Origin of the sequence: Rhizobium indicum (genome assembly GCF_005862305.2) — a bacterium.
Taxonomy (GTDB): Bacteria; Pseudomonadota; Alphaproteobacteria; order Rhizobiales; family Rhizobiaceae; genus Rhizobium; species Rhizobium indicum.
In genome coordinates this window covers 88,571-112,871 of record NZ_CP054025.1, presented here as the reverse complement: position 1 = coordinate 112,871, position 24,301 = coordinate 88,571, and the positions used below count along the sequence as shown (strand labels likewise).

General features: G+C 62.6%; 21 protein-coding genes. 12 read left to right on the top strand and 9 right to left on the bottom strand.

Annotation, left to right across the window (positions count from 1 at the left end; genetic code table 11):
• The first annotated feature begins 5 nt into the window (after positions 1 to 5).
• From FFM53_RS33875 to FFM53_RS33865, 3 genes are all read left to right on the top strand, one after another.
• The gene (locus FFM53_RS33875; RefSeq protein WP_138389957.1) at positions 6 to 1,100 is read left to right on the top strand and encodes a pyridoxal-phosphate-dependent aminotransferase family protein; all 1,095 of its coding nucleotides are present in this window, start codon (positions 6 to 8) and stop codon (positions 1,098 to 1,100) included.
• A 168-nt stretch (positions 1,101 to 1,268) separates the two neighbouring features.
• Positions 1,269 to 2,132, top strand: coding sequence for a glycerophosphodiester phosphodiesterase (locus FFM53_RS33870; RefSeq protein ID WP_173883709.1), 864 nt, complete (start codon positions 1,269 to 1,271; stop codon positions 2,130 to 2,132).
• 130 nt (positions 2,133 to 2,262) lie between these two features.
• Entirely contained in the window at positions 2,263 to 3,918 is a 1,656-nt protein-coding gene (locus tag FFM53_RS33865; protein ID WP_138390068.1) for a GGDEF domain-containing protein, read from the top strand.
• A 49-nt stretch (positions 3,919 to 3,967) separates the two neighbouring features.
• Here FFM53_RS33865 and FFM53_RS33860 read toward each other — a convergent pair whose 3' ends face one another.
• The 7 genes from FFM53_RS33860 to FFM53_RS33830 form a co-directional block, all read right to left on the bottom strand.
• Positions 3,968 to 4,777 (bottom strand): inositol monophosphatase family protein, encoded by an 810-nt coding sequence (locus FFM53_RS33860; protein WP_138389959.1) that lies wholly within the window; start codon positions 4,775 to 4,777, stop codon positions 3,968 to 3,970.
• Complete coding sequence (locus FFM53_RS33855; protein ID WP_138389960.1) at positions 4,777 to 5,781, bottom strand: LacI family DNA-binding transcriptional regulator; 1,005 nt, start codon at positions 5,779 to 5,781, stop codon at positions 4,777 to 4,779. Before FFM53_RS33855 ends, FFM53_RS33860 begins: the two co-directional genes overlap by 1 nt.
• Positions 5,765 to 6,544 (bottom strand): glycerophosphodiester phosphodiesterase, encoded by a 780-nt coding sequence (locus FFM53_RS33850; protein ID WP_138389961.1) that lies wholly within the window; start codon positions 6,542 to 6,544, stop codon positions 5,765 to 5,767. Before FFM53_RS33850 ends, FFM53_RS33855 begins: the two co-directional genes overlap by 17 nt.
• A complete protein-coding gene (locus tag FFM53_RS33845; protein ID WP_138334010.1) occupies positions 6,544 to 7,599 on the bottom strand; it encodes an ABC transporter ATP-binding protein in 1,056 nt (351 codons plus the stop codon). The genes FFM53_RS33850 and FFM53_RS33845 overlap by 1 nt, the downstream gene beginning before the upstream one ends.
• Positions 7,599 to 8,441 (bottom strand): carbohydrate ABC transporter permease, encoded by an 843-nt coding sequence (locus FFM53_RS33840; protein WP_138389962.1) that lies wholly within the window; start codon positions 8,439 to 8,441, stop codon positions 7,599 to 7,601. The genes FFM53_RS33845 and FFM53_RS33840 overlap by 1 nt, the downstream gene beginning before the upstream one ends.
• Before the next feature lie 2 nt (positions 8,442 to 8,443).
• Positions 8,444 to 9,745 carry a carbohydrate ABC transporter permease gene (locus FFM53_RS33835; protein ID WP_138389963.1) on the bottom strand — a complete coding sequence of 434 codons (1,302 nt, stop codon included), beginning with the start codon at positions 9,743 to 9,745 and terminating at the stop codon, positions 8,444 to 8,446.
• 65 nt (positions 9,746 to 9,810) lie between these two features.
• Entirely contained in the window at positions 9,811 to 11,157 is a 1,347-nt protein-coding gene (locus FFM53_RS33830; protein WP_138389964.1) for an extracellular solute-binding protein, read from the bottom strand.
• A gap of 247 nt (positions 11,158 to 11,404) precedes the next feature.
• Here FFM53_RS33830 and FFM53_RS33825 point away from each other — a divergent pair, with 247 nt between their 5' ends.
• The gene (locus tag FFM53_RS33825; protein ID WP_138389965.1) at positions 11,405 to 11,863 is read left to right on the top strand and encodes a YbaK/EbsC family protein; all 459 of its coding nucleotides are present in this window, start codon (positions 11,405 to 11,407) and stop codon (positions 11,861 to 11,863) included.
• Positions 11,864 to 11,947: 84 nt separating this feature from the next.
• On the top strand, positions 11,948 to 12,943 hold the full coding sequence (locus FFM53_RS33820) for a Tim44 domain-containing protein (protein WP_138389966.1): 996 nt from the start codon (positions 11,948 to 11,950) through the stop codon (positions 12,941 to 12,943).
• Between the two features lie 27 nt (positions 12,944 to 12,970).
• Here FFM53_RS33820 and FFM53_RS33815 read toward each other — a convergent pair whose 3' ends face one another.
• Positions 12,971 to 14,002 carry a hydroxyacid dehydrogenase gene (locus FFM53_RS33815; protein WP_138389967.1) on the bottom strand — a complete coding sequence of 344 codons (1,032 nt, stop codon included), beginning with the start codon at positions 14,000 to 14,002 and terminating at the stop codon, positions 12,971 to 12,973.
• A gap of 276 nt (positions 14,003 to 14,278) precedes the next feature.
• On the opposite strand from FFM53_RS33815, the gene FFM53_RS33810 reads away from it, so the two are divergent.
• From FFM53_RS33810 to cydX, 7 genes are all read left to right on the top strand, one after another.
• Entirely contained in the window at positions 14,279 to 14,878 is a 600-nt protein-coding gene (locus FFM53_RS33810) for a HupE/UreJ family protein (protein WP_138389968.1), read from the top strand.
• Between the two features lie 295 nt (positions 14,879 to 15,173).
• Entirely contained in the window at positions 15,174 to 15,752 is a 579-nt protein-coding gene (locus tag FFM53_RS33805; protein WP_024320112.1) for a GbsR/MarR family transcriptional regulator, read from the top strand.
• Positions 15,753 to 15,756: 4 nt separating this feature from the next.
• Positions 15,757 to 17,502, top strand: a complete 1,746-nt coding sequence (cydD, locus tag FFM53_RS33800) for a thiol reductant ABC exporter subunit CydD (RefSeq protein WP_138389969.1) — start codon at positions 15,757 to 15,759, stop codon at positions 17,500 to 17,502.
• Positions 17,499 to 19,190, top strand: coding sequence for an amino acid ABC transporter ATP-binding/permease protein (locus tag FFM53_RS33795; RefSeq protein ID WP_138389970.1), 1,692 nt, complete (start codon positions 17,499 to 17,501; stop codon positions 19,188 to 19,190). Before cydD ends, FFM53_RS33795 begins: the two co-directional genes overlap by 4 nt.
• 77 nt (positions 19,191 to 19,267) lie before the next feature.
• Complete coding sequence (locus tag FFM53_RS33790; RefSeq protein WP_138389971.1) at positions 19,268 to 20,848, top strand: cytochrome ubiquinol oxidase subunit I; 1,581 nt, start codon at positions 19,268 to 19,270, stop codon at positions 20,846 to 20,848.
• Positions 20,849 to 20,854: 6 nt separating this feature from the next.
• Complete coding sequence (gene cydB / locus FFM53_RS33785) at positions 20,855 to 22,009, top strand: cytochrome d ubiquinol oxidase subunit II (protein WP_138389972.1); 1,155 nt, start codon at positions 20,855 to 20,857, stop codon at positions 22,007 to 22,009.
• A gap of 100 nt (positions 22,010 to 22,109) precedes the next feature.
• Positions 22,110 to 22,232 carry a cytochrome bd-I oxidase subunit CydX gene (gene cydX, locus FFM53_RS33780; RefSeq protein ID WP_017957645.1) on the top strand — a complete coding sequence of 41 codons (123 nt, stop codon included), beginning with the start codon at positions 22,110 to 22,112 and terminating at the stop codon, positions 22,230 to 22,232.
• A 43-nt stretch (positions 22,233 to 22,275) separates the two neighbouring features.
• Here cydX and FFM53_RS33775 read toward each other — a convergent pair whose 3' ends face one another.
• Positions 22,276 to 24,279, bottom strand: a complete 2,004-nt coding sequence (locus tag FFM53_RS33775) for an aldo/keto reductase (protein WP_138389973.1) — start codon at positions 24,277 to 24,279, stop codon at positions 22,276 to 22,278.
• Positions 24,280 to 24,301 lie beyond the last annotated feature (22 nt).

Below are 24,301 nucleotides of genomic sequence, written 5' to 3'. Positions count from 1 at the left end.
TGTCCATGTCCGATCCTGGTTGGAATCCCCTGCACGGTGTCCCCTCCTACCCCGCAGAGCGCTTCGCTGCCCTTGCCGACAGGATCGGCGGCATATTGCGCAGCCGCAACGACATCCTGCTCGTGCAGGCCGAGGCGGTGGTGGCGCTGGAGGCGGCGGCCGTCAGTCTTGCGCGTCCCGGCCTGACAGCACTCAATATCATCACCAGCCCCTATGGCGGCTGGTTCGGGCAATGGCTGCGGCGGGGCGGTGCGACGGTCGCCGATATTGTCGCCGAGCCAGGCCTGCCGGTCGAGATCGAGGCGGTGGCAAAAGCGCTCGACGCCGGTCCCCGGATCGATGTGCTTGCCTTGGTTCACGCGGAATCGGCGAGCGGCATTCTGAACCCCCTGCCCGAGATACTGGCGCTTGCGCAGGCACGCGGCATCGTCACTGTTGTCGACGCAGTCGCCTCGGTTGGTGGCCATGAACTTAACGTTGACGATCTCGGCATCGACATCGCGGTGATCGGGCCACAGAAGGCGCTCGGCGGCCCGGCCGGCGTGTCCGCACTTTCCGTCAGCGGCGGCGCCTGGGATCTGATCCTCAGAGACGGCGCCCCGCGCGATTCGATCTTGTCTTTGGCCGATCTGAAGAGCTGGATCGACGGCGGCCGCCGTAGCCTGCCGGGAACACCGGCGCCGCTGGAATTCTTCGCGCTGGAGACGGCGCTCGACCGCATCGAGGCCGAAGGCCTGGAGAATGTCGTCGCTCGCCACGCGCTGGCGGCATCGGCGACACGGGCAGGGCTTGCCGCACTCGGAGCCTCGGCCTGGGTACCGGCAGCAAAGGCTTCGAACCTGGTGACGGCGGTGCCGGTGCCGGAGGCGCTGGCGCCTGCCGCGCTGATCGCAACCGCCGGGCAGCTCGGGGTCGAGCTGAGCGAAGGCGTCGGAACCGCGCCGGCCCGTCTCGTGCGGCTGAACCACACTGGTCCGCGCGCCGCATTCCAGACGGTGCTCTCGAATGTCGTGGCGTATGGTGCGGCCCTCAGGCAGGCCGGCCATGCCGCGGATATCGCAGCCGCTTCGGAGGCGATGTCGGCGGCCTATAGCCGCTGATAGGATGTTCTCAGAGCCGGGAAGGCCTGTCGGCGACCACAAGGCCGCCAGCCCGACTTAAGCCCGGCCTGACGAAAACTTCCCGGCACCCCGACGAAAGCCCTATTCGGCCCTTGATAATCACGGCTCGTCAAGGCAGGAGAGTGGCATCGCGGAGACTTGATGCAGATGACGAGATTGCTGGATGCGCAGGGCTTGGAGATTTCGCATGAGGGGCATCGTACCCGCCTGAAATGGCACCGGTTGCGCAAGCAGTGTGCCGATCCGCTGTTTTCCGCCGAGGTGATGGCGGAAGGCTTTGCGGCGGGCGCCTCGATGGAGCTCGATCTGCGCGTGCGCGCCGACGGCGGTTTCGTCGTGCTGCACGACAAGGAACTCGAAGGCGAGACGACAGGACATGGACCGGTCGCCGAAAAGAGCGTCAGTGACCTCAGGGATATCAGGATGCAAGAGGGCGACCGGCCGCTGATCCTCAGCGAGGATCTGGCTGCCATGATGCAATCGACGCATCCAGCCGCATTGCTGCAATTCGACATGAAGGACGACTTTGAAGCGATCGGCGCCAGGGGCGTCGCGCATCTGGCCGCGCATTTTAGGGATATCGCCGCCTCGGTGATTGTCAGCGGCGACAGTCTCGACCTCATCGTCGCGGTCAAGGAGAAACTTCCCGATCTCCTGCGCGGCATCGATCCGACTGACAAGCTCTACGGCATCAGGAAGGCCAGCGGCTGGAAGGCGGTCGAGACGGAACTGCGCGCTGACCTGCGCGGCCCGACCGAGCCGGACACGATCTATCTGCACTGGCCGCTGATCCTTGATGCGGCCAATGCGGGGCTGGATATGATCGCGCTCTGCCAGGACGAAGGCAAACGCGTCGATGCCTGGACCTTCACCCTGAAGGATCCGGAGGCCGGTTTCAGCGAAGAGGAATGGCGAGGCTTTTCGGCGCTGATGGCCCTGAAGCCGGATCAGATCACCACCGACGAGGCACCGGCGACAGAACGCGCCTGGCGCCGCCGCATGGCGGATTAACCGGCGGACATTGGAGCATAATGCCGAAAGGTATGAGAAGCTTTCGATACCCTGGTTCTGGGTTTGTCGCCTGTTTTTTTGCAGTTTGCATCATTTTAAACTTCTGATGCTATCCATATCCAGCAGACAAATGTTGGTGTCCGATATGCAAGTTGTTGATACTAAAGCAATTGCGCAACAAGCACATTCCAGCTTGCAGGAAGCGTGGCATCTTGGGTGCACGGGCCGGTCGGTTGAGGCACTCACACTGGCCGGCGAAATTCTTGCCGATGCCAAGGCGCGGGGCGACGATCGGCTCGCCGCTCAATGCGACACCGACATTGCCTGGTACTGTTTTCAAATCGGCAAGGCCGAACTTGGACTGACGCATGTCCGCCGGGCGGTAGACTTCTGGAAATCAAACGAGGAACCCAAACAGGAATCCTGCGCCCGGGCCTATTCCGGATGGTTGCTCTTGGAACTGGGCCTGCCCGAGGAAGCGATCGAAGAAGCCACCCGCGCGCTGGATCTGGCCGACAAGACCGCAGACTTGAAAGCGCAAAGCCTGGCGACCAACGTCATTGGAATTATCTTCTGGTACAACAAGCAGCCCGACCGGGCCATTTTGATGAGTGAGAGGTCCGTCGAACTCGCCAGATCGATCGGCAACAAGACCTACGAATGCTGGTGGCTCATCAATCTCGGCGGCGCTCATTCGGAAGGCGGATATATCGCGGAGGCGCTCGGCCAGCCGGGGGAAGGACGCCAGATGCTGGTGAGAGCGCTGGAACTGACCGAACAGGCGCTCGACATCGCAACCGAGACCGGCGATAGCTGGGCTGCTCGCATCTGTCTCGGCAATAAAGCCGAATTCCACAGCCACCTGGGCGAACATGACAAGGCGCTCCAGTGCATGGTCCGCTACCGGCTATTTCAAGAGAACAGCTATGTCAGGGACAGGCAGCAATATCTCTACACCTTGGGCCAGATCTACAACAATTCCGGAAAATTCGCGGAAGCCCTGTCGCCGCTGCTCGAGGCGGTGGAGCTGATCGACGACGGCGGCAGTTTCGATTCCTGTATCCAGATCTATCTCTATCTGTCGCAGGCCTATGAGGGGCTGGGACAGTTCGATCCGGCGCTGGCGGCCCATAAGAAATATCACCAAGCCTATTTGCGCAATAGCGCCGAAAGAACCCAGCAGCGCGCACGTCTTGCCGAAATCTACTATGAAACCAGGCGGTTCAAGGAAGTTGCCGAAACGGAGACGAAGCGCGCAGAAACGCTGGAGGCCTCCTATCAGAAATTGCAGGAGCAAACCGATATCCTTGCCAGTGCCGTCTATCTGGACACGCTGACCGGGCTCTATAACCGCAAATATCTCGACAGCCGCTTTAAGGAGCTGACGTCTGAGAAGCGTCCATATTCCATCGCGATGCTGGATGTCGACCACTTCAAGTCGATCAACGACAACTTCTCTCACATGATCGGCGACCGGGTCCTGAGTACCATTGGAGCCATATTGCGCAGCCAGTTGCGAATTACCGATCAGGCAGTTCGCTTTGGCGGCGAGGAATTCGTCGTCCTGCTCGCCGGCGCCCCCCGAGGCGCCGCCGATGTCTGCGAAAAGCTGCGTTCGGCCATTGAACAGTGGGACTGGTTCGAGATCTGCAACGGGCTGCACGTCACGATCAGCATCGGTGTTGCCGGTACCCTGTCTGCCAAGTCTCCGAACGAGATTTTGGCGATCGCCGATCAGAATCTCTACACAGCGAAGAAGAGCGGCCGCAATCGCGTTGTTGGGTAACGCTCGCAGTTTCGCCAATCAGGCGGATCGCGTCTCTGGGAAGGTGTATCTATAGCCCCTCGATGTCGAGGATGAACGCGAATTCGCCGGCAAGCCCCGGCGAGTAAGAGATGACGGGTCCGCCCTGCGCAAGCAGCCTGTCGACCGGCGGCATCGCCACCACAGCGCCGGCCTCTTCGGCAATCAGCGCGCCGGCGAGCATGTCCCAGGCATTGAGGTGGCGTTCGTAATAGAGATCGGCGGCACCCTCGGCGACGCGAACGAGGTCGATGGCGGCAGCACCCATGCGGCGATAATCCATGCCGCGTTCGTGGAGCCGCCGCGAGAGCGCGAGGTAATCGTCGAAGCTCGTCTTGCGGGAATGGCCGAGAATGACAAGCGCATTGGCCGGATCGACGGTCGCAGCCGCATGCACCGGAAGACCGTCCTTGAAGGCGCCGCCGCCGCGGACGGCGTGAAAGACTTTGTCTCCGGCGGCGTCGTAGACCACGCCGATCTCCACCTTGCCGCCGACGACGAAGGCGATCGAGACGCCCCAGTGCCGGAAGCCTCTGATGTAGTTGGTCGTGCCGTCGATCGGATCGACAACCCAGGTGCCGCCCTCGCCCGATCGTCCGCCGCTTTCTTCGCCCATGAAAGTATCATCCGGAAAGCGCGAGAGCAGGCCGTCGCTGATCGCCTGCTCGGCCCTCCTGTCGGCGATGGTGACGAAATCCTGCAATCCCTTGTTCTCGACGGCAAGCGAGCCGGGGGCAGAGTCGTGCCGAAACCGGGCCGTTTCCCGCCCGACCTCGAGGGCAACGATGATCGCGACCTCCGCCCGTGCGCGGATGGCGGCGGTGTCGAAAGCGGTATTCATCAGGCAGTCCTTCTTCTGATCAGTGTCACCGGTGTGAATTCGACACGCGCCGTCAGGTCCGGCTCGACGATGCGGCTCATCAGCAGGTCGACCGTCTTTTCGGCCTGGACGTCGCAGGGTTGGCGGATGGTCGTGAGATCGTAGGCGGTCCAGCTCGCCTGAGGAATGTCGTCATGGCCGATGATGGAGAGCGGTGGCGTATCATCGCGGCCGCGGCCCTGCATGACGCGGTCGATGACGCCGCAGGCCATGTAGTCGTTGGCGCAAAACAGCCCGTCTATGCCGGATGCGGCAAGTTCGGCTGCAGCATCGTAGCCGCTCCGGTAGTCGTTGATTCTGACCTGCAGAAACTGCGCCTCGACGCCGAGCTGCTTGCAGCGTGCAATGAAGGCCTCGCTGCGCCGCCGCGCCGTATAGGATATGGCAGGGGCGGCCATCACGGCGGGTTTTCGCGCGCCACTGTCGATCAGGTGGGTGGCGGCGAGATGGCCGGCCATGCGGTCGTCGGAGATGATGCGGTCGACGAAGGGAATGTCATTGCCCTTGTTGATCAGCACGATCGGCACACCCTCAGCCGCACACTGCTCGCAGATCTCGGTCGGCGGGGCATCCGAGGTGACGATGACGCCTGAGACGGCGTAATGCAGCAGCTGGCCGATGACCGTCGAAGTATCCGCCTCCGGCGAGGTCGGCAGCAGGATGGGGCGGAAATTGCGGGCGAGCAGCATTCTTGCCAGATGCTCGATCTGCAGCGTGCGGAACGGATTGTCGAGGCCGGCGGCGACGACGCCGACGAGATCGGAGCGTTTGTTGGTCAGGCTTCGGGCAAGATAGTTGACCCGGTAGCCAAGTTCCTTGGCCGCCTGATAGACCTTCTCGCGCGTCTTCGGCGAGACGCTGGCATCCGGCGTGAAGGCGCGCGACACGGCGGCGCGCGAGACGCCGGCCACGCGCGCCACGTCGAAGGAGGTTGCCTTACGCGGTCCCTTATCCCTGTCTGCCAACTGCTTTTTCCTTAGCCGCAGGCGGCCGCATCAGATCGGGCAGATCCGTGCAGATGCCGAGAACCGGAAGCTTCATGAGGTCATCGAGAACAGCCGGCCGTTCCTCGTGCCAGAGCACGATCTCGCGGCCAGCATCGAAGGCACGGCGCATCAGCGCGTCGGTCACCAGATCCTGCGGACGTTCGCCTGCCCTCTCCCAGCATAGATGCACGATATCGGCGCCGGCCTCGTCGGCGAGCGCGTGCGGATCGTGGCCGACCCGGATCAGCACCGAAAGCGGGAAATCGCAGGCCGCGTCGCTAAGTTCGCGCACCTGTGCCGTGTCGAAGGAGCCGAGACAGGCGAAACGCTGGTTCATCTCGGCAAGGTGCTGCCAGCAGCGCATGCCGGTCCCAGGCGCCTTCAGTTCGACATAGAGGCCGGTCCCGGTCTCGCGGCCGAGTGCGGCCACCTCCGAAAAACTCGGCACGTCGACGCCGTCGAGGCCGGCAAGCTCCGCCGCCGTCATCTCGGAAATGCGGCGGTCGATGCCGAAGACGCGCTCGAGGTGATCGTCATGCGAGACGACGACCACGCCGTCCTTGGTCAGCTGCGTGTCGAGTTCCCACATTTCCGCGCCGAGTTCGGCGGCGCGGCGGAAGGCGGCGATGGTATTTTCGCGTTCATGGCCGCTGGCGCCGCGATGGCCGATGCAAAAGGGAAGCCGGCCCTTGGCCGTTGGCCAGCCGTAACGCTCAAAAAATGCCGAGAAATCGCGGGTCATCAGAGCCTCCTGCCATTTTCGTCGAAGACGAATATGCCGCGGCTGTCGATCGCCCAGCGGACGTCGTCGCCCACATGGATATCGCTGCGCACCGGCTGGATCGAGCGCAGCAGCGGTCCGCCGGCAAGAGCCACGTCGTAGAGGTTCTCGCGACCCTGTGTTTCAGCAAAGGTGACCTTGCCCGGCACGGCGATGTCGCCTGCCGGCGTAAAATGCTCCGGCCGGACGCCGAGCATCAGCTTCGTGCCCTCGGCGGCGCCGACAGAATCCGGCAGCGGCACGCGGATCTCGCTTTGCGGGATGATGAAGGCGCCCTTGTCCACGACGCCGCGCAGGAAGGTGATCGGCGGATTGCCGAGAAAGCCGGCGACGAAAGCGGTCTTCGGATCATTGTACATTTCGGCAGGCGTGGCGATCTGAACGATCTCGCCTTCCTTCATGATGGCGATGCGGTCGCACATGCTCATCGCCTCGACCTGATCGTGGGTGACGAGAATGGCGGTGATGCCGGTCTCGCGCTGCAGGCGGCGGATTTCCGAGCGCATTTCGAGGCGCAGCTTGGCGTCGAGATTGGCGAGCGGCTCGTCGAGCAGCAGCACATCGGGCTTGCGGATCAGCGCGCGGGCCAGCGCCACGCGCTGCTGCTGGCCGCCGGAAAGCTCGGCCGGCCTGCGGCCCATCAGGTTGCCGATCTGAACGAGGGCGGCGATGCGGTCGACTTCCTTGCGGATTTCGGCGGCCGGCATGCCCTTCACCTTCAGCGGAAAGCCGATGTTCTCGGTAACCGTCATGTGCGGATAGAGTGCATAGGACTGGAAGACCACTCCGACATTGCGGGCCTGGCTCGGCAGGTCGGTGACGTCGCGGTCGCCGAAGAGGATGCGCCCGCCGCTCGGCCGGTGGATGCCGCAGACAGAAAACAGCGTCGTCGACTTGCCGCAGCCGGAAGGGCCGAGCAGCGCCAGCATCTCGCCGTTGCCGACTTCGAGCGTCATGTTCTCGATGACCTTGGTGGAGCCGAAGCTCTTCGAAAAATTGTCGAGGAGGATGCGCATCAGCCTTTGCTCCCGCCGCCGTAGATGTTCATGAGGTATTTGTTGAAGAGCGCGTAAGCGATCAGCACCGGAACGAGATAGAAGACGCCGACCGCTTTGAACATGTTGAAATCATAGTTGTTGTCGTCGGCGAGGAAGCCCGCGAGATAGACCGAAAGCACCTGCACTTGGTTGCCCGGCGCCAGCACCTGCGGCAGGATGAACTCGCCCCATCCGGAGAGGAAAGAAAACAGGCCAAGCGCCATAATGCCGGGCTTGACCTGCGGCAGCACGAGGCTGCGCCAGACCCGGAAACGCGAGGCGCCGTCGACGACGCCGGCCATTTCGATTTCCCACGGGACGGTGTCGTAGAAGCCCTTCATCAGCCAGATGCCGAGCGGCAGGTCGATCGCCGCCTTCACCAGGATGACGCCGAGCAGCGAATTGTAGAGGCCGATCATTTGCAGCACGATGAAGATTGCGATGATCAGCGTCACAGAGGGGAAGGCATGTAGCACCATGACGCCAGCAAGGAAGAAGCCGCGCGCCGGCACGTTCAGCCGTGACAAAACATAGCCGGCCATCGACGAGACGATAAGTACGAGGCTGGTGGTGCAGGCCGCAAAGAGCAGCGTATTCACAGTCACCTGCCAGATGTTCGCCTTGCCCTCTGTCGTCTGCCACAGGAAGCGCCAGTGATTGATTGTCAAGCCCGAAGGCAGCAGCGCGTCCGCCTGCTTCACCGTCACGGTGTCGAGGAAGAGATAGAGATACATGAGTAGCAGCGGCAGGCTGACGATCGTCAACGCCGTTATGACAGGCCAGTTGCGGTAATTTGCCGAGGGCTGCGATCGTTCGGCCATGGTCAATCCTCGATCAAGGGCTTGGCGACTAGCGTGCCGTAACTGAAGACGCGCAGATAGAGGAGCGACAGCATCACGCCGATGACGACGAGCACCAATGCCATGGCGGCGCCCAACCCATATTCCAGATTGCCGGCATAATTCCTCAGTGCAGTGTGATAGGCCGACAGCGCCCAGACCTCAGTCGCATTGCCCGGTCCGCCATTGGTCGCTAGCAGGATTTCATTGAAGGAGGCAAGCAGCGACAGCGTCTGATAGCAGGTGACGAAAAGGATCGGCCAGCGCATCTGCGGTAGGATGATGTAGCGGATCTGCTGCCAGCGGGAGGCGCCGTCGACCTCGCTCGCATAGAACTGGCTTTTCGGAATGGCCTTCATCGCCGAGGAGAACACCAGCATGCCCATCGAGGCGCCGATGAAGCCGTTGATCAGCACGACGAACAACCAGGCGTTATAGGCGTTGTCGAGAAGATAGTTCTTCGGCGGATAGCCGAACTTGCCCATCAGGATAGAGATGAATCCGCTGTCCCAGGCGAGCCACTTCCACAGCATGACGTAGATGACGACGGGCGTGATGCGCGGCAGGAGCCAGATGCCGCGAAAGATCGAGGCCGGCGTCGGCGGCATGTAATGGGTCAGGATGGCGAGCAACAGCGCATAACCGACATTGAAGAGCATCAGCACCAGCGCGACGTAGAGCACGGTATTGAAAAGCACACGCGCCATGTCGGGTGAGGTGGCCATGCGTGAGAAATTGTCGGTCGTCCAGGTCCAGCCGGTATAGGTGACCCTGGCGACGGTTTCCTTCTGTTCCGGCGTCAGCTTGAACCCCAGACTGTCCAGCGCCGAAAAGAGCTGCTCCTTGCTGTCGAAACGGGTGTTGAGGACGGAGCGGTTGAACTGTTCGGAGATCTGCTTGACCTCGCGTGTCGAAGGTCGCTCGGCAAGATCCTTGATCATGCGCTCGACGTCGCGGCGTGTCGGAAAGACCTCACCTGTATGTTTGGCGCGCAATTCCGCGGCAATCCCCGGCGCAAGCCCGAGGCCCTCGACGGCCTTGAGGCCTGCGTCGTCGATCGTGTAGCGCGGTTCGGCCATCTCGGCAGCGATGTCTGGCATCGCCGATTTCAGCGCGATCAGGGAATTGGGCGCGATCTGGTAGACACCGCCGGAAATGCCGGTCGCCGTCGTCATGTTGGTCATCGAGAAGACCGCCGTCAGAACCACCGGCATCAGGAAGAAAAGAACGATCATGATCGCCGCAGGCGCGATCATCACCAGTCCGAGCGTTCTGGACGATTTCATGGAAGCCCCCTCATCGCGGACCGACCGGGCAGCGGGTTACCGCCGCCCGGAAGAGTGCTTCGACCTTAGCGGATGACGATCTTGTCGCCGAGCGTGCTCTTCAGCTCGCTCTCTGCATCACCGACCGCGGCGTCTACGGTCTTGGCGCCGGTCCAGGATGCTTCAAGGTTCTTCCACATGATGTTCCAATATTTGCCGAAATCGGAATTGTTCGGCATCGCATTGGCATGCGGCAGCAGGCGCTCGGTGGCTTCGCGGGTCCAGCGGTCGGCCGAATAGAATTCGACGGTGGATTCCGACTTGGAGATGCCGAGATGGGCCGATTTGACTGCATGCAGCGCGTTGATGCGTGGCTCGGAGGCGATCTTGACCAACTGGGCGGCGATCTCGGTGTCTTCCTGGTCGTGACCTGCGGTCAGCAGGTAGACGAGCGGATGGGTCAGCGTGTTGGCCTTGCCGCCTTCGCCGGCGGGGATCAGCGTGAAGATCACGTTGCCGAAGAAGTCCTTCAGGCCTTCCTGGTTGACGAGGCGAGCATAGTGCCAGGTGCCGCCGTCCCAGATGCCGGCCTTGCCGGTGGCGACTTCCTTCCACCACTGGTCGCCCGGCATGCCGATGTGGTTCTTCTTGGTAACACCGCTCTTCACGGCATCGGCGAAGAACTGATAGGTACGGGTCATCGCGGCCTTGTCGAAAACGAGCTTGCCGCCCTCTTCCATCGTGCCGCCGAAGCTGGTGTAGAACTGCCAGTAATCAGGGCCGTTGCTGGTGCGCGGATAGAAACCATAGCCGGCCTGGACGAGGCCCTTGTCCTGCATCTTCTTGGCGTCTTCGAGCAGGTTCTTCATGGTGTATTTGCCGTCCTGGACGCTCTGCGGCAGCGCATCCAGATCGGCGTCGCTGTAGCCGATCGCCTTCATGTAAGGCTTCCAGAAGAACATCGGACGGGATTCGGCGTCCTGCGGGATACCGTAGACGGTGCCGTTATAGGACGCGATCTGCAACAGGTTTTCATAGATGTCGCTGAGCGGCCAAGAGTCGAGATCGACATAATCCTCGATCGGTACGATCAGCCCGGCCTGCGACCAGGGTGCTATGTCTTCATGGCCGCTGACGACGATATTCGGAGCGGTCTTGGCTTCGGCGGCAAGGGTCAGCGCCTGCTTGAAGTCCTCCCAGGCCGAATAAGGCTTCTTCTCGACGGTGATCTTCAGGTCTTCGCCCTTGAGAGCGGCTTCACGCTGCAGCTGCTGGGCTGCGATCTCGATGGCGTCGAGGCGATAGACGTCGTTCGGGCCGGTGCCGCCGGCCCAGACGCTGATGTGAACGTCCTTGGCGAGTGCAATTGCAGAGGTCGACGCCAGGATGGCGGCTGCGACGGCAAGGGATTTCAGTGTCGGCAAAATAGTCATCTTCTTCGTCTCCCTAGAAGAGCAGTGTGAGGCCTCTTGACGGGTCAGCACTGCTGATGATGACCGTTCCGAAACCCCACGAAAACGTGGCGTATCCCGCTCTAGGGGTTGAACGTAACGGCCGAATGACAAAATTGAGCACGTGTGCAAAATTATTATGACGATGTCCGCGCGACTTGCAAGCGGCGGTTTTCGGCAGGCGTCTTTTACGCTTCAAATTGCGTATTTCCTGGGCTAGCATCACGTCATGAGCCTTGAATCTGTCCGCGCCTTCCTCAGCGCCCACGCACCCGATATCGAAATCATCGAAACCGCCGAGAGCTCCTCGACGGTTGCGCTTGCCGCCGAAGCCCATGGCGTCGAGCCGGCCCAGATCGCCAAGACGATTTGCCTGCGCGTCGGCGAGCAGATGATGCTGGTCGTAGCCGGCGGCACGGCGCGGCTCGACAATCGCAAGTTCAAGGACACGTTTGGAGCCAAGGGGCGCATGCTCGATGCCGAAGAGGTCGTGGCGGTCACCAGCCATCCGATCGGCGGCGTCTGCCCCTTCGGCCTGCCCTCGCCGCTGCCCATCTATTGCGATATCTCGCTGAAACGCTTCGATGAAGTCGTGCCGGCCGCCGGCTCGACCAACTCGGCCGTACGCATCGAAACCGGACGGCTGGCTGAGCTGACTGGCGCCAACTGGGTCGATGTCTGCCAGTAACGCATCCGGAGAGCTTCACACTCGGGAAAGAGTACCTATATTAGCTCTCGATATGCCGTGATTGTGCATGACAGGAGATCAGGAATGCCGAGTGCCGTTTCGCGTTTTGCCAAGATCGCGGCCATTGCCGCACTGACGAGCGCTACCGTTTTTGCTTCCCTTGACGATGCAGAAGCGCGCCGCGCCGGCAGCGGCGGTTTCGGAAGCCGCGGCACGCGCACCTTCCAGGCTCCGCCGGTCACCAGCACCGCACCTGGGGCCACAGCACCGATCGAAAGGTCGATGACGCCGCGTTCGCAGACCACGGCACCTGCCACCGCGCAGCAGCCTCTCGGCGCCCAGCGCCCTGGCTTGTTCGGCGGTTTCGGCCGTTCGATGATCGGCGGCCTGATTGCCGGCGGCCTTCTCGGCATGCTGCTCGGTCACGGTTTCGGCGGCGGCTTCGGCTTGCTCGGCATGCTGTTGCAGATCGCGCTGATCGGCGGCGCCGTCATGCTCGCCATGCGTTATTTCGCCAACCGCCGCCAGCCTTCCTACGGCGTCGGAGGCCAGAGCCGGTCCTATAACATGTCGCCCACGAATAATTCGTCGTTCCAGATCCCGACGATCGGTTCGGGGGGCGGTTTCGGCGGGCAGTCGCGCGGCAATCGGCCGAGCGACGAGATCGGGCTGGCGCAAGCCGATCTCGATCAGTTCGAGGAACTGCTGACCCAAGTGCAGACCGCTTACGGCGCCGAGGATTACGGCACCTTGCGCCGGCTGACGACGCCCGAGGCGATGTCCTATCTTGCCGAGGAGCTTGGCGAAAACGCCACCAACGGTGTGCGCAACAGCGTCTCGGACGTCAAGCTGCTGCAGGGGGATATTGCCGAGGCCTGGCGCGAAGACGGCCAGGAATATGCGACGCTCGCCATGCGCTATTCCTCGATCGACGCGATGGTTGAACGCGACAGCGGCCGCGTCGTTTCCGGCGACGACCGCCGTCCGAGCGAAAGCACCGAGGTTTGGACCTTCGTGCGCAAGTCTGGCGCCGATTGGAAGCTTGCGGCGATCCAGGGTGCCGAGCAGCGCGCCGCCTAAAGCGACGCGTCACGTCGGCATTCTGTTCTAATTCACCGCCACCGGTTTGGAACGCATGCGGGAGACCGTCTCGCGTTCCGCCCGCTTGCAGCGCATCGGCGGCAGGCCGCGATCCATCAGGTCCATGTCTTCGAGCACCATGTAGCCCATCTTCTTGAAGGCGCTGTCGAGCGCGCCGGCCCGGTGGGCCGAGCGGATGAAGCCTTTCAGGCTCCGCACCGGATGATCGGCCGGCAGCGGCTCCTCAGGATAGACGTCGCTGGCCGCGACGATGTGGCCTGACGAGACGGCCGCCATCAGCGCATCGAAATCGACGACATCGGCGCGGCTGAGCAGGATGAAGGCCGCGCCCCTGCGCATGCTGGCGAAGGCCCCAGCGCCGAGAAATCTTCTGTTCTCGCTGGTGACGGCCGCGACGACGAAGACGAAATCACTCTTCGTCAGGACATCCTCGAGGCTCGCCGGCTCGACGCCGTTTTCCTCGAGGATCGATTGTGGCAGCCAGGGATCGAACACCCTGATCCGGGCCCTGAAGCCGGACAGCAGCCTCCGCAGCGCCTTGCCGAGATCGCCGAAGCCGACGATGCCGATCTCGGAGCCGGCGATCAGCCGCGCACTTGCATTCCCCTCCCCTCCCCAGAGTTCGTTGCCTTGGCGAAAAGCGACATCCGCATCGACGATGCCGCGCGCCAAGGCCAGCGCGAAACCGAGACCGATTTCGGCGACCGGCTCGGCAAAGACCTGGCCTGTGGTCACCACATGGATGCCGCGCTCAAAGAGCACCTCATAGGGCATGTTGTTGAGAAGATTGCTTTCGACATTGAGGATCGAACGCAAGGCCGGCATTCTGGCCAGCGTTTCCGCCGAAAGTGGCGGTTGGCCGATGATGTAACGCGCCTTGCCGAGGACTTCGTCGCCGAGACCGGCGATATTCTCGGGATCTGCCTCGACGATCTCATATTTCGCCTGCAACTCGGCGCGCGCCTTGTCGCTGAAAATCAGATCGAGCGTGCGCGGCTCGGGCGCGCTGATCGCCAGCGGCCGTTCGGTATTCGTCATGGCGTCTCCTCCATCACGGCGGTCTGCGCCGTCTCTGCCGGACGATTGATAGCCTCTGTGGGGGACCGTTTCCAGTTCGATCTTGAGTCGCTGGGGCGCTGGGAGGCGCTATCGAAAGCGGCATCTGCCTATCAGATAAGCAATTGAATTGGCTTGTTATTTCATGGCATTTTCGTTGACGGCGCGAATTCTTTGAACTAGCGTGATGCACGCGACTTGGAACCATGCCTGTGTTCGGCGGCCGCAGGATATTCGAAAACTCACGAGGAATGAGCAATGAAATCAGCACTCAAGAGCGGTCTGCTTGCCTTGGCTGCCGCAGCGCTTCCAGCCGTCGCCTATGCCCATCCCGCCATCGGCGAAGCTGCCGGCTTCAGCCATGGCTTTGCCCATCCGATCTCTGGCCTCGATCATGTCCTCGCCATGGTGATGGTCGGTGTTTTCGCATTTCAGCTCGGTGGCCGCGCCACCTGGCTCGTGCCTACGACCTTCGTTCTGGTGATGGCACTCGGCGGTGCGCTCGGCGTTGCTGGGATCAATGTTCCCTTCGTTGAAATTGGCATCGCGCTTTCCGTCGTCGTCCTCGGCGCCGTCGTTGCGCTCAATGTCAAGGCGCCGCTCGCCGCAGCACTCGGCATGATCGGCCTCTTCGCCATCTTCCACGGTCATGCACATGGCGCCGAAATGCCGGAAAATGCCGCCGGTGCCGCCTATGCCGCCGGTTTCATGGTCGCGACCGCACTGTTGCACGTCGCCGGCCTCGTCCTTGGTTATCTCATCTGCCGCGCCGGTGAACGTCATGGCCTTTTCGTGACGCGCACGGCCGGCGGCATTGCGACGATTGCCGGTGTCGGCATCCTGACCGGCTTGATCTAAGCCGGGCCGCATTCCTGAGACCTGGGCGGCAGCGGTTGCAGGCCCTAACCTCTTAATCCGACAGAACGCCCGGCATGCGTAGCGCATCGCCGGGCGTTTCTGCGTCATCGCTGCAAAGTGCTGTGGACTTGACCCAAGTCAAATCCAGCCACGTCGCACCCGGCTATATCTAGCCCACGATCAAGAACGGACATCCAAATTGACGCAGGGCTGCCTTGCCGATTGCCGGCGAGACGCGAAAGTCAGTATAGTGATTTCAGAAATTTCTGAAATCACAGATGCAACGGAAACGACCATGAACCTTCCGCCTCTCGTCCAGTCCTTCGTTCTCCACTTCGGCGAAATGGGCTCGCGCTGGGGGATCAACCGCACGGTTGGCCAGATCTATGCCCTGCTCTTCGTCTCGCCCGCGCCGGTCTGCGCCGAGGAGATCGCCGAGTCGCTCGGCATCTCGCGCTCCAATGTGTCGATGAGCCTGCGCGAATTGCAGGCCTGGAACCTTGTTATCCTGAAACACAAGCCGGACGATCGCCGCGATTTCTTCACCACCCCGGACGATGTTTGGCACATATTGAGGACGCTTGCCGAGGAGCGAAAGAAGCGCGAAGTCGATCCGACGCTGTCGGTTCTGCGAGAGATCCTAATGCAGCGGCCGGCCAGCGACGCCGAGCGGCATGCGCAGCAACGCATGAGCGAGATGCACACGCTGATCGAGCAGCTGACGCATTGGTATGAAGACGTAAAACAACTTGAAACAGAAAGGCTCGCAACGTTACTCTCGCTGGGCGCGAAAGTGACCAAGCTTCTGGAGGCTAAAGACCGGGTCGTTTCGCTCGGCCGCAGCCGCCGGCCAAATCCTGCGAACAAGAGTTAGCGCCATGGGCACTGCTTTCTTCGACGCGAAGGACGGACAAGAGGCCGAGCCGTTGCTGGACGGCGATACAGTCTCGCCTGTCACCCGCCCAGATGATGCGAAAGGCGGACTGCGCAGAGCGGCGATACTGCAGGCGCTGGCCGCTGCCGTCTGGATCCCGCAGGCCGCATTGCTCGCCGTCTCGGTCGGCCGGATCGCCGATGGCGGCGGATTGCGTGACGTTCTCTGGCCAGCCCTCGGCATCCTCGCCCTCGGATTTGCAAGAAGCTGTCTCGACGCGGCCGGCGGCCGCCTGGCTTTTCAAGCCGCCCGTGCCGAACTCAGCCGCAGGCGCCAGATCGCCGTCGCGGCAATATCCATGTCATCGCCGGTCGATCGCGGCCGGCCTGCCTCCGGCAAAGCCGCAAGTGTCATTGGCGAACAGGCCGAACTGATCGTGCCTTATCTCGCCCGTTTCCAGCCGGCGCGGATGAAGGCGAGCCTCGTGCCGCTCGTCATCCTTGCCTTCATCCTTCCGGTCTCCTGGATCGCCGCTCTGGTTCTGCTGTTCGCCGCGCCGCTGATCCCGATTTTCATGGCGCTGATCGGCTGGCGTGCTCAGGCGGCCAGCGAAAGGCAACTCGTCGCGACCGGCGGCCTCAATGGCTTCTTGCTCGATCGGCTGCGCGGACTGGCGACAATACGTGCGCTCGACGCAGTCGATGCAACGGCGCTACGCCTGCGGTCGGAGGCGGAGTCGCTGCGTACGCGCACCATGGCGGTGCTGAAGATCGCCTTTCTGTCGTCGGCGGTGCTCGAGCTTTTCGCCGCACTCGGCGTGGCGATGATTGCCGTCTATGTCGGCTTCAGCCTGCTCGGCGAAATTCGCTTCGGCACTTGGGTAGGCCGACTCGACCTGACCGAGGGAATGTTCATCCTGCTGCTTGCACCGGCCTTCTTCGAACCGCTGCGCGAACTCTCGGCCGTCTGGCATGACCGGGCGGCCGGCGAAGCGGCGCTGAAAGCCCTGGACTCACTCGCTGCCGGCGGGCTGTCCATCCAAGGAGCAGCCGACGTTGCGCCAGCGGTATCTGCCGTCGTCGAAGCGCCGGCCATCCGACTTGAGGATGTTGATTTCCGCTACAACGCCGCCGAGCCGTTGATCCTTGACGGTCTCAACCTCGATATCGCGGCCGGCGAACATCTGGCGCTTCTCGGCGCCAGCGGTTCCGGCAAGTCGACGCTTCTTTCGCTGATCTCAGGACTGGCGCCTTGCACCGGCGGCCGCATCATCATCGACGGCATCGAACTTGCGGATGACACCGCAGCTGCCTTGCGCGCCAGCATGGCATGGATCGGTCAGAGACCGCATATTTTCGCGGGCACCATCGCCGGCAATATCGCGCTCGGCAGGCCCGGTATTCTGCGCGGCGACGTGACGGATGCGCTCGACGCCGCCAGGCTCGGAAAAGTCGCCGCCGCTTATGGCAACCGGCCGCTCGGCGAAGGCGGGATCGGGCTTTCCGGCGGCGAGGCGCTGCGGCTGGCGATCGCGCGGGCGGCCTGCAATCCGCATCTCCGGATCATCCTGGCCGACGAGCCGACCGCGCATCTCGACGCCGCCACCGCCGCCGAGGTTACCGAGAGCCTGCTTTCGCTCTCCAGGGGCCGCACCCTTATTGTTGCGACCCACGATCCGCTGCTTGCCGCCCGCATGCATCGCGCCATGCGCGTCGATGCCGACATCGTTATGAGGGAGGCCGCCGAATGAACGGATCTGCTGCAGACCTCAAGCCGATCCTGCGCCTGTTCCTTGCCGAGCGCCGGCGTGCGCTGCTGCTCGGCGCAGCACTTTCGGCGGCGACGGTGACCGCCGGCATCGCCCTGCTCGGCCTGTCCGGCTGGTTCATCACCGCCACCTCACTCGCCGGCCTTTCGGCCGCTGCCGCCGTCACCTTCGACGTCTTTGCGCCGTCCGCCGGCATCCGCCTGCTCGCCATCGTCCGTACGGCCGCGCGCTATGGCGAAAGGCTTGCGACCCATGACGCAACGCTCGGCGTGCTCGCCGCCTTGCGCGAAAGGCTGTTTCGCGGCTTTGCCGAACCGGGTGCTGCCCGTGCGCTGGCGCACCGTCCCGCACGGCTGCTCTTCCGGCTGACGGCCGATATCGATGCGCTCGATTCCCTCTACCTGCGCATCCTCGTGCCGGCTGCGGTGGCGATCGGTGCAGCACTGGCGGCAAGCGTGGTGCTGGGGCTGATGCATCCCGTGTTCGGCCTGTGCTTCGGCCTTTTTCTCGCCAGTGCCGGCCTCGGCCTGCCTGTCATCGCCGGGCGGGCGGCGCGCAAACATGCCCGCAGACGCGCCCATGGCATCGAGGCGCTGCGGTCGCGAACGATCGATCTCGTCGCCGGCCAGACCGATCTGCTGATGGTCGGCCGGCTTGCCGCGCAGAGGGAGGCGATTGCCGCGGCGGACCATTACGCCGCCCGCGCCGACAATCGGCTGAACCGCGTCGAAACCGTCCTGACATTCGGCTTCGGCCTCGCCTCGACCTTGCTGCTGACGGCTTCGCTGCTCGCCGTCGCAGCACTTGCGGAAACGAAGGCGATCACCGCCCCTGTCGCCGCACTCGGCCTGCTCGTCGCCTTTGCGGCAGTCGAACCCTTCGCAGCGCTGCGCCGTGGCGCCCTGGAACTCGGCCGGACGCTGCTTGCGGCAAGGCGCATCGCGCCGCGGCTTGCCGTCGCGGCGGCACCCGAACCATTGGCGGCGCCGTTGCCGGGATACGCCTTTTCGCTGGTGAAAGTGTCAGCCTTCCATGAAAACTCCGCCGTGCCGGCGCTCGAGGATATTGAACTAGCGCTTCAACAGGGTGAACGACTGGCCGTCATCGGCAGCAGCGGCGCCGGCAAGTCGAGCCTGCTTGCCCTGCTTTCCGGCGAATTACCGGCAAGGACGGGAAGCGTTACCGCGATGACAGCAACCCTGCTGACGCAACGAACGGAGCTCTTCGAGGACAGCCTGCGCGGCAACCTGCTTCTTGCAAACCCGGATGCGAACGAGGCCCGTCTTCGCGAAGCGCTCGCCGCCGCCGGCCTGCTTGCCGATATCGAGGCCATGCAGCGGGGGATCGATACGCCGCTTGGCGAAGGCGGGCTCGGCCTCTCGGGCGGCCAATCGCGCCGGCTGGCGCTTGCCCGGCTCTTCCTGCGCGACACGCCACTCTGGCTGCTCGATGAGCCGACAGAGGGTCTCGACGGCGTCACCGCCCGCGACGTGCTCTGCCGGCTGTCGGTAATGGCGGCGGGCCGCTCACTGGTGATTGCCACGCATATCCGCCGGGAGGCGGCGATCGCAGACCGCATCGCCGTCATCAACGGCGGTCGCATCACAGAAATTTCGCGCCGCGGAGAGGCGGCGTTCGAAAAGGCGCTCGACCGGCTTCGGCCGGACTAGAGCAAGATTGCATACCCTCACGCGCCAGCCGGTGCTGAGGAACGCCTTGTACCCCGTGGGACCGTGGGAGAAAGACAATGGAACTAGATATCGTCGCGTTATCGCGCTTCCAATTCGCACTGACGGCGCTTTACCACTTCCTGTTCGTGCCCTTGACGCTCGGCTTGTCCGTGCTCTTGGCGATCATGGAAACCGTCTATGTCATGACCGGCCGGCAGATCTGGCGGCAGATGACCAAATTCTGGGGCACGCTGTTCGGCATCAACTTCGTGCTCGGCGTCGCCACCGGCATCGTCATGGAATTCCAGTTCGGCATGAACTGGAGCTATTACAGCTATTATGTCGGCGACATCTTCGGCGCGCCGCTGGCGATCGAAGGTCTGATGGCCTTCTTCCTGGAGGCGACCTTCGTCGGGCTGTTCTTCTTCGGCTGGGACAAGCTGTCGAAGGTCGGCCATCTCGTCGCCACCTGGGCGGTGGCACTCGGCTCGAATTTTTCCGCGCTCTGGATCCTGATCGCCAATGGCTGGATGCAGAACCCGGTGGGATCGGCGCTCAATCCGCAGACGATGCGCATGGAGATCACAAGCTTCTTCGACGTGGTCTTCAATCCGGTGGCCCAGGCGAAATTCGTCCACACTGTGTCGGCCGGTTACGTCTGCGCCTCGATCTTCGTGCTCGGCGTTTCCGCCTGGTATATCCTCAAGGGCCGGCATATCGAGCTTGCGAAGCGCTCGATGACGGTCGCGGCCTCCTTCGGCCTCGCCTCGGCACTCTCCGTCGTCGTGCTCGGCGACGAAAGCGGTTATCTCGCGACCGAGAACCAGAAGATGAAGCTCGCGGCAATCGAGGGCATGTGGAAGACGGAACCCGCTCCGGCGGCCTTCACCGCCTTCGGTTTCCCCGACCAGGAGGCGCGCGAGACGCATTTTGCCGTACACATTCCCTGGGTCATGGGTCTGATCGGCACGCGGTCGCTGACGACCGAAATCCCCGGCATCGACAAGCTCGAACAGCAGGCCGAAACCCGGATCCGCGACGGTATCAAGGCTTACGACGCGCTGATGCAGATCCGCGCAGTACCGGCACAGGGTCAGGTTGCGCAGGAAGTGCGCACCTCCTTCGAGGATCTCGGCCATGATCTCGGTTACGCTCTTCTTCTGAAGCGCTATGTCGACGATCCGCGCCAGGCGACCGAGGAGCAGATCGTTCAGGCTGCGCGTGATACCATCCCGCACGTGCCGACGCTCTTCTGGTCCTTCCGCATAATGGTCGGCCTCGGTATCTTCTTCATCCTGCTGACCGCCACCTTCTTCTGGCTGTCGGCGCGCCGCCATCTCGACAAATATCCGCTGCTTCTCAGAATTGCCGTGCTGGCGATCCCCCTGCCCTGGGTTGCCATCGAACTCGGCTGGGTCGTCGCCGAGTTCGGCCGCCAGCCCTGGGTGATCGAAGGCGTGCTGCCGACGGCAGCCGCCGTCTCCAGCCTCGGCGCCGGCACTGTGCTTCTGACCATTATCGGTTTTGGCGCACTTTATACCGTTCTGATCGTCATCGAGATGGGCCTGATGATCAAGGCGATCAAGCAAGGACCGGAGCCGGACGACGAGCCGGAAGCGATTCTGATTTCCGAAACCCTCGTCCCGGCCGCGGAGTGACTTGCCATGATCCTTCACCAACTCATCGACTATGAAACCCTGCGTCTCATCTGGTGGCTACTGCTCGGCGTCCTGCTGATCGCCTTTGCGACGACGGGCGGCTTCGATCTCGGCGTCGGCACGCTTTTGCCTTTCGTCGCCCGGACCGATACGGAACGGCGCGTGGCGATCAACACCGTCGGCGCCACCTGGGAGGGTAATCAGGTCTGGCTGATCCTCGGCGGCGGCGCCATCTTCGCCGCCTGGCCGCCGCTTTATGCGGTCTCCTTCTCGGGCTTCTATCTGGCGATGTTCGCGATCCTCTTCGCGCTCATCCTGCGTCCGGTCGGCTTCAAATACCGGTCGAAGCGGGAAAGCGCCAGTTGGCGGAGCGGCTGGGACTGGGCGCTGTTCGTCGGCGGTTTCGTGCCGTCGCTGATCTTCGGCGTTGCCGTCGGCAATGTGCTGCAGGGCGTGCCCTTCCGTTTTGCCGACGATATGCGGATCTTCTACGAGGGCTCGTTCTTCGCCCTGCTCAACCCCTATGCGCTGCTCTGCGGCCTGCTTTCCCTAGCCATGCTGACGATGCATGGTGCGGCATGGCTGGTGTTGAAGTCGAGTGGCCCGGTGGCCGAACGTGCCAGACGTTATGGCAGCATCGCCGCCCTTGCCGTTATTCTGCTTTTCGCACTCGGCGGTCTCTTCCTGTGGATCGGCGTCGGTGGCTATCGCATCACCAGCGATATCAGCCCGATCGGCCCCTCCAATCCGCTGTTGAAGACCGTGGCGCTGGAGAAAGGCGCGTGGCTTACCAATTATGCCGCCCATTCGTGGATGATCATCGCGCCGGTCCTCGGCTTCGTCGGCGCGGCACTGGCCTTCATTGCCATGCGGGCAAGGCGCGAGGTCATGACGCTGCTCTTCAGCAAGGTCGCGATCTTTGGCATCATCTCGACAGTCGGCCTATCGATGTTCCCGTTCATCCTGCCCTCCTCGCTCGATCCGCGATCGAGCCTGACGGTCTGGGATGCATCCTCCAGCCACATGACGCTGTTCATCATGCTGGTCGTGACGGTGATCTTCCTGCCGATCATCTTCGCCTACACAGCCTGGGTCTACAAGGTTCTGTGGGGCAAGGTCGATGAGAAGTCCATCACCGATGAAAATAGCCACGCTTACTAGAGCGACTCAGTAGAACCGCTCTAACCTTTTGTTTTTACGCAATTCCGGACGGGAAACCGCTTCGCACTTTTCCTGGAATTGCTCTGAGGGAGACCAAACGATGTGGTATTTTGCATGGATCCTCGGCCTACCGCTGGCCGCAGCCTTCGCCGTCCTCAACGCCATGTGGTATGAGCTGATGGACGACGCGGCCAGGAAGAAAGCTTCCGAGCCGCGCAAGTAGAAAAGCAAAGGGCGCGGTTCAAACCGCGCCCTTTGCTGTTGCTTCAGCCTTCCAGCCACTTCACCTGATCGGGTGTGAGCTTGATGTCGAGCGCCGAGAGACTGTCTTCCAACTCGGCGACGGTGCGCGGCCCGATCAGTGGAATGACCGGAAAAGGCTGGGCGATCACATAGGCGAGTGCGATGTGGATCGGATTGCGGCCGAGTTTGTTGGCAAGCTCGATAGCGCGGTCGCGGCGTCCGAAGTTGCGCTCGGAATACCAAACCCGGACGATCTCCTCGTCGTCCCGCTTGTCGCGGCCGGCGCGGTCGGTAAAGAAGCCGCGGCCCTGGCTCGACCAGGCGAAGTTCGGGATCTGCTTCTCGTTCAGCCATTTCTTCCAGTCGTCATCGGAAGCGGCAACGCAGCCGGCCCAGATCGGATCGAGCATCTCGGCGAGCGAGAAGTTGTTGGAAAGTGCTGCCGGCGCCGTCTTGCCGGTCTTTTCGGCATAGGCGATCGCCTCGTCGAAGCGCGCCCGCGTCCAGTTCGAGCCACCGAATATGCCGCGGATGCGTCCGCGTTTGACCTCGGTATCCATGGCATCGACGAACTCGCCGACGGGCACGCTGGTATTGTCGCGATGCATGAAATAGATGTCGACATAGTCGGTCTTCAGCCGGGCAAGCGACTGGTCGAGCTGCTTTGCGATCATATCGGGATAGCAGAGCGGCGAATGGGCGCCCTTGCCGATCAGCACGATCTCCTCGCGAGCCACCTTGCGGCTCGTGTGCCAGTCGCCGAAGATCGCCTCCGTCTTGCCGCCGCCATAGACATAGGCCGTGTCGAAGGCGTTGCCGCCGGCTTCGTAAAAGGCGTCGAGCGTCAGCGAGGCGGAGGCAAAATTCGGGAAGAACTCGAAGCCCAGCGTCACCACCGAGGCGGGCTTGGAAATGCCGGGAATCTGACGCTGCGGAACGCTGTTGCCGCGCGCGACCGTGCCGCCGGCAATGTTTACCGTGCGCTTGCTGGCTTTTTCCACGCCGTATTCAAGACCGACCGAGGCGCGCCACTGGTCGAGTACACGCAGGTTTCCGATCGAATCCGCCCAGCTCATGCCGGGAGAGCTGAATTCGGCCTTGCCGGCGCGGATGGCATCGCCGGCCGCATCCGCCTCGAAGGAATAGAGCCAGCGGTCTTCCCTGAGTTCGACGGTTTCCTGTTTACCGCCCTTGAAGATCTCGATCTTGCCGACGCCGCCCTTGTGACCGGAGGCGAACCAGAAGTCCTGAACCTCGATCCGGCCTTCCGAGCCGATGATGCGCAGCACATTGTCCTGCTGCGCCATGATCGAGCAGGAGACTTCGGCGATGATTTCGTTCGGGAACTTGAGGACGGCAGATGCCCATTCATCGACGCCGCTTTGGCCGAGATGGGCGACGCCCGAGACCTTCTCCGGTTCGAGGAAGGCCTTGCCCTCCGCGGCGCCTGATATCAGTCTGGCCATCGAGACCGGATAACCGCCGACATCGAGAATGCCGCCACCGGCGGTGTCGTTGGCGAAAAGCCGGTGTTCCGGCTTATAGCTGCCCATGTTGAAGCCGAAGCTCGAGCGGATGATGCGAACGGTGCCGACGGCGCCGCTTTTGACGAGTTCGACCAGCTTCTCCGTCTGCGGATGTACGCGGTACATGAAAGCTTCCCCGGCAAAGACGCCGGCTTTTTTCGCCTCGTAGTAAACCGCTTCGGCATCGTAGGCCGACAGCGCGATCGGCTTTTCCACCAGGATGTGCTTGCCGGCACGTGCCGCTTTGATCGCCCATTCGGCATGGCCTGTGTGCGGGACGGCGATATAGATCGCATCGATCTCCTTATCGGAGAGCAACGCCTCGTAACCATCGACGATGCGGGCGCCGGGGAAATTTTCGGCAAGACCCGGCTTTGCAGGATTGCGGGTGGCGATCGCCACCAGTCTGCCGGTGCGCGAATGAGCGACGCCGTCTGCAAAGGTGCGGGCGATGGTGCCGGGGCCGATGATGCCCCAGCGGATCGGTTGATCTGAAGTCATGGAAAATCCTCTTTCGTCTTTC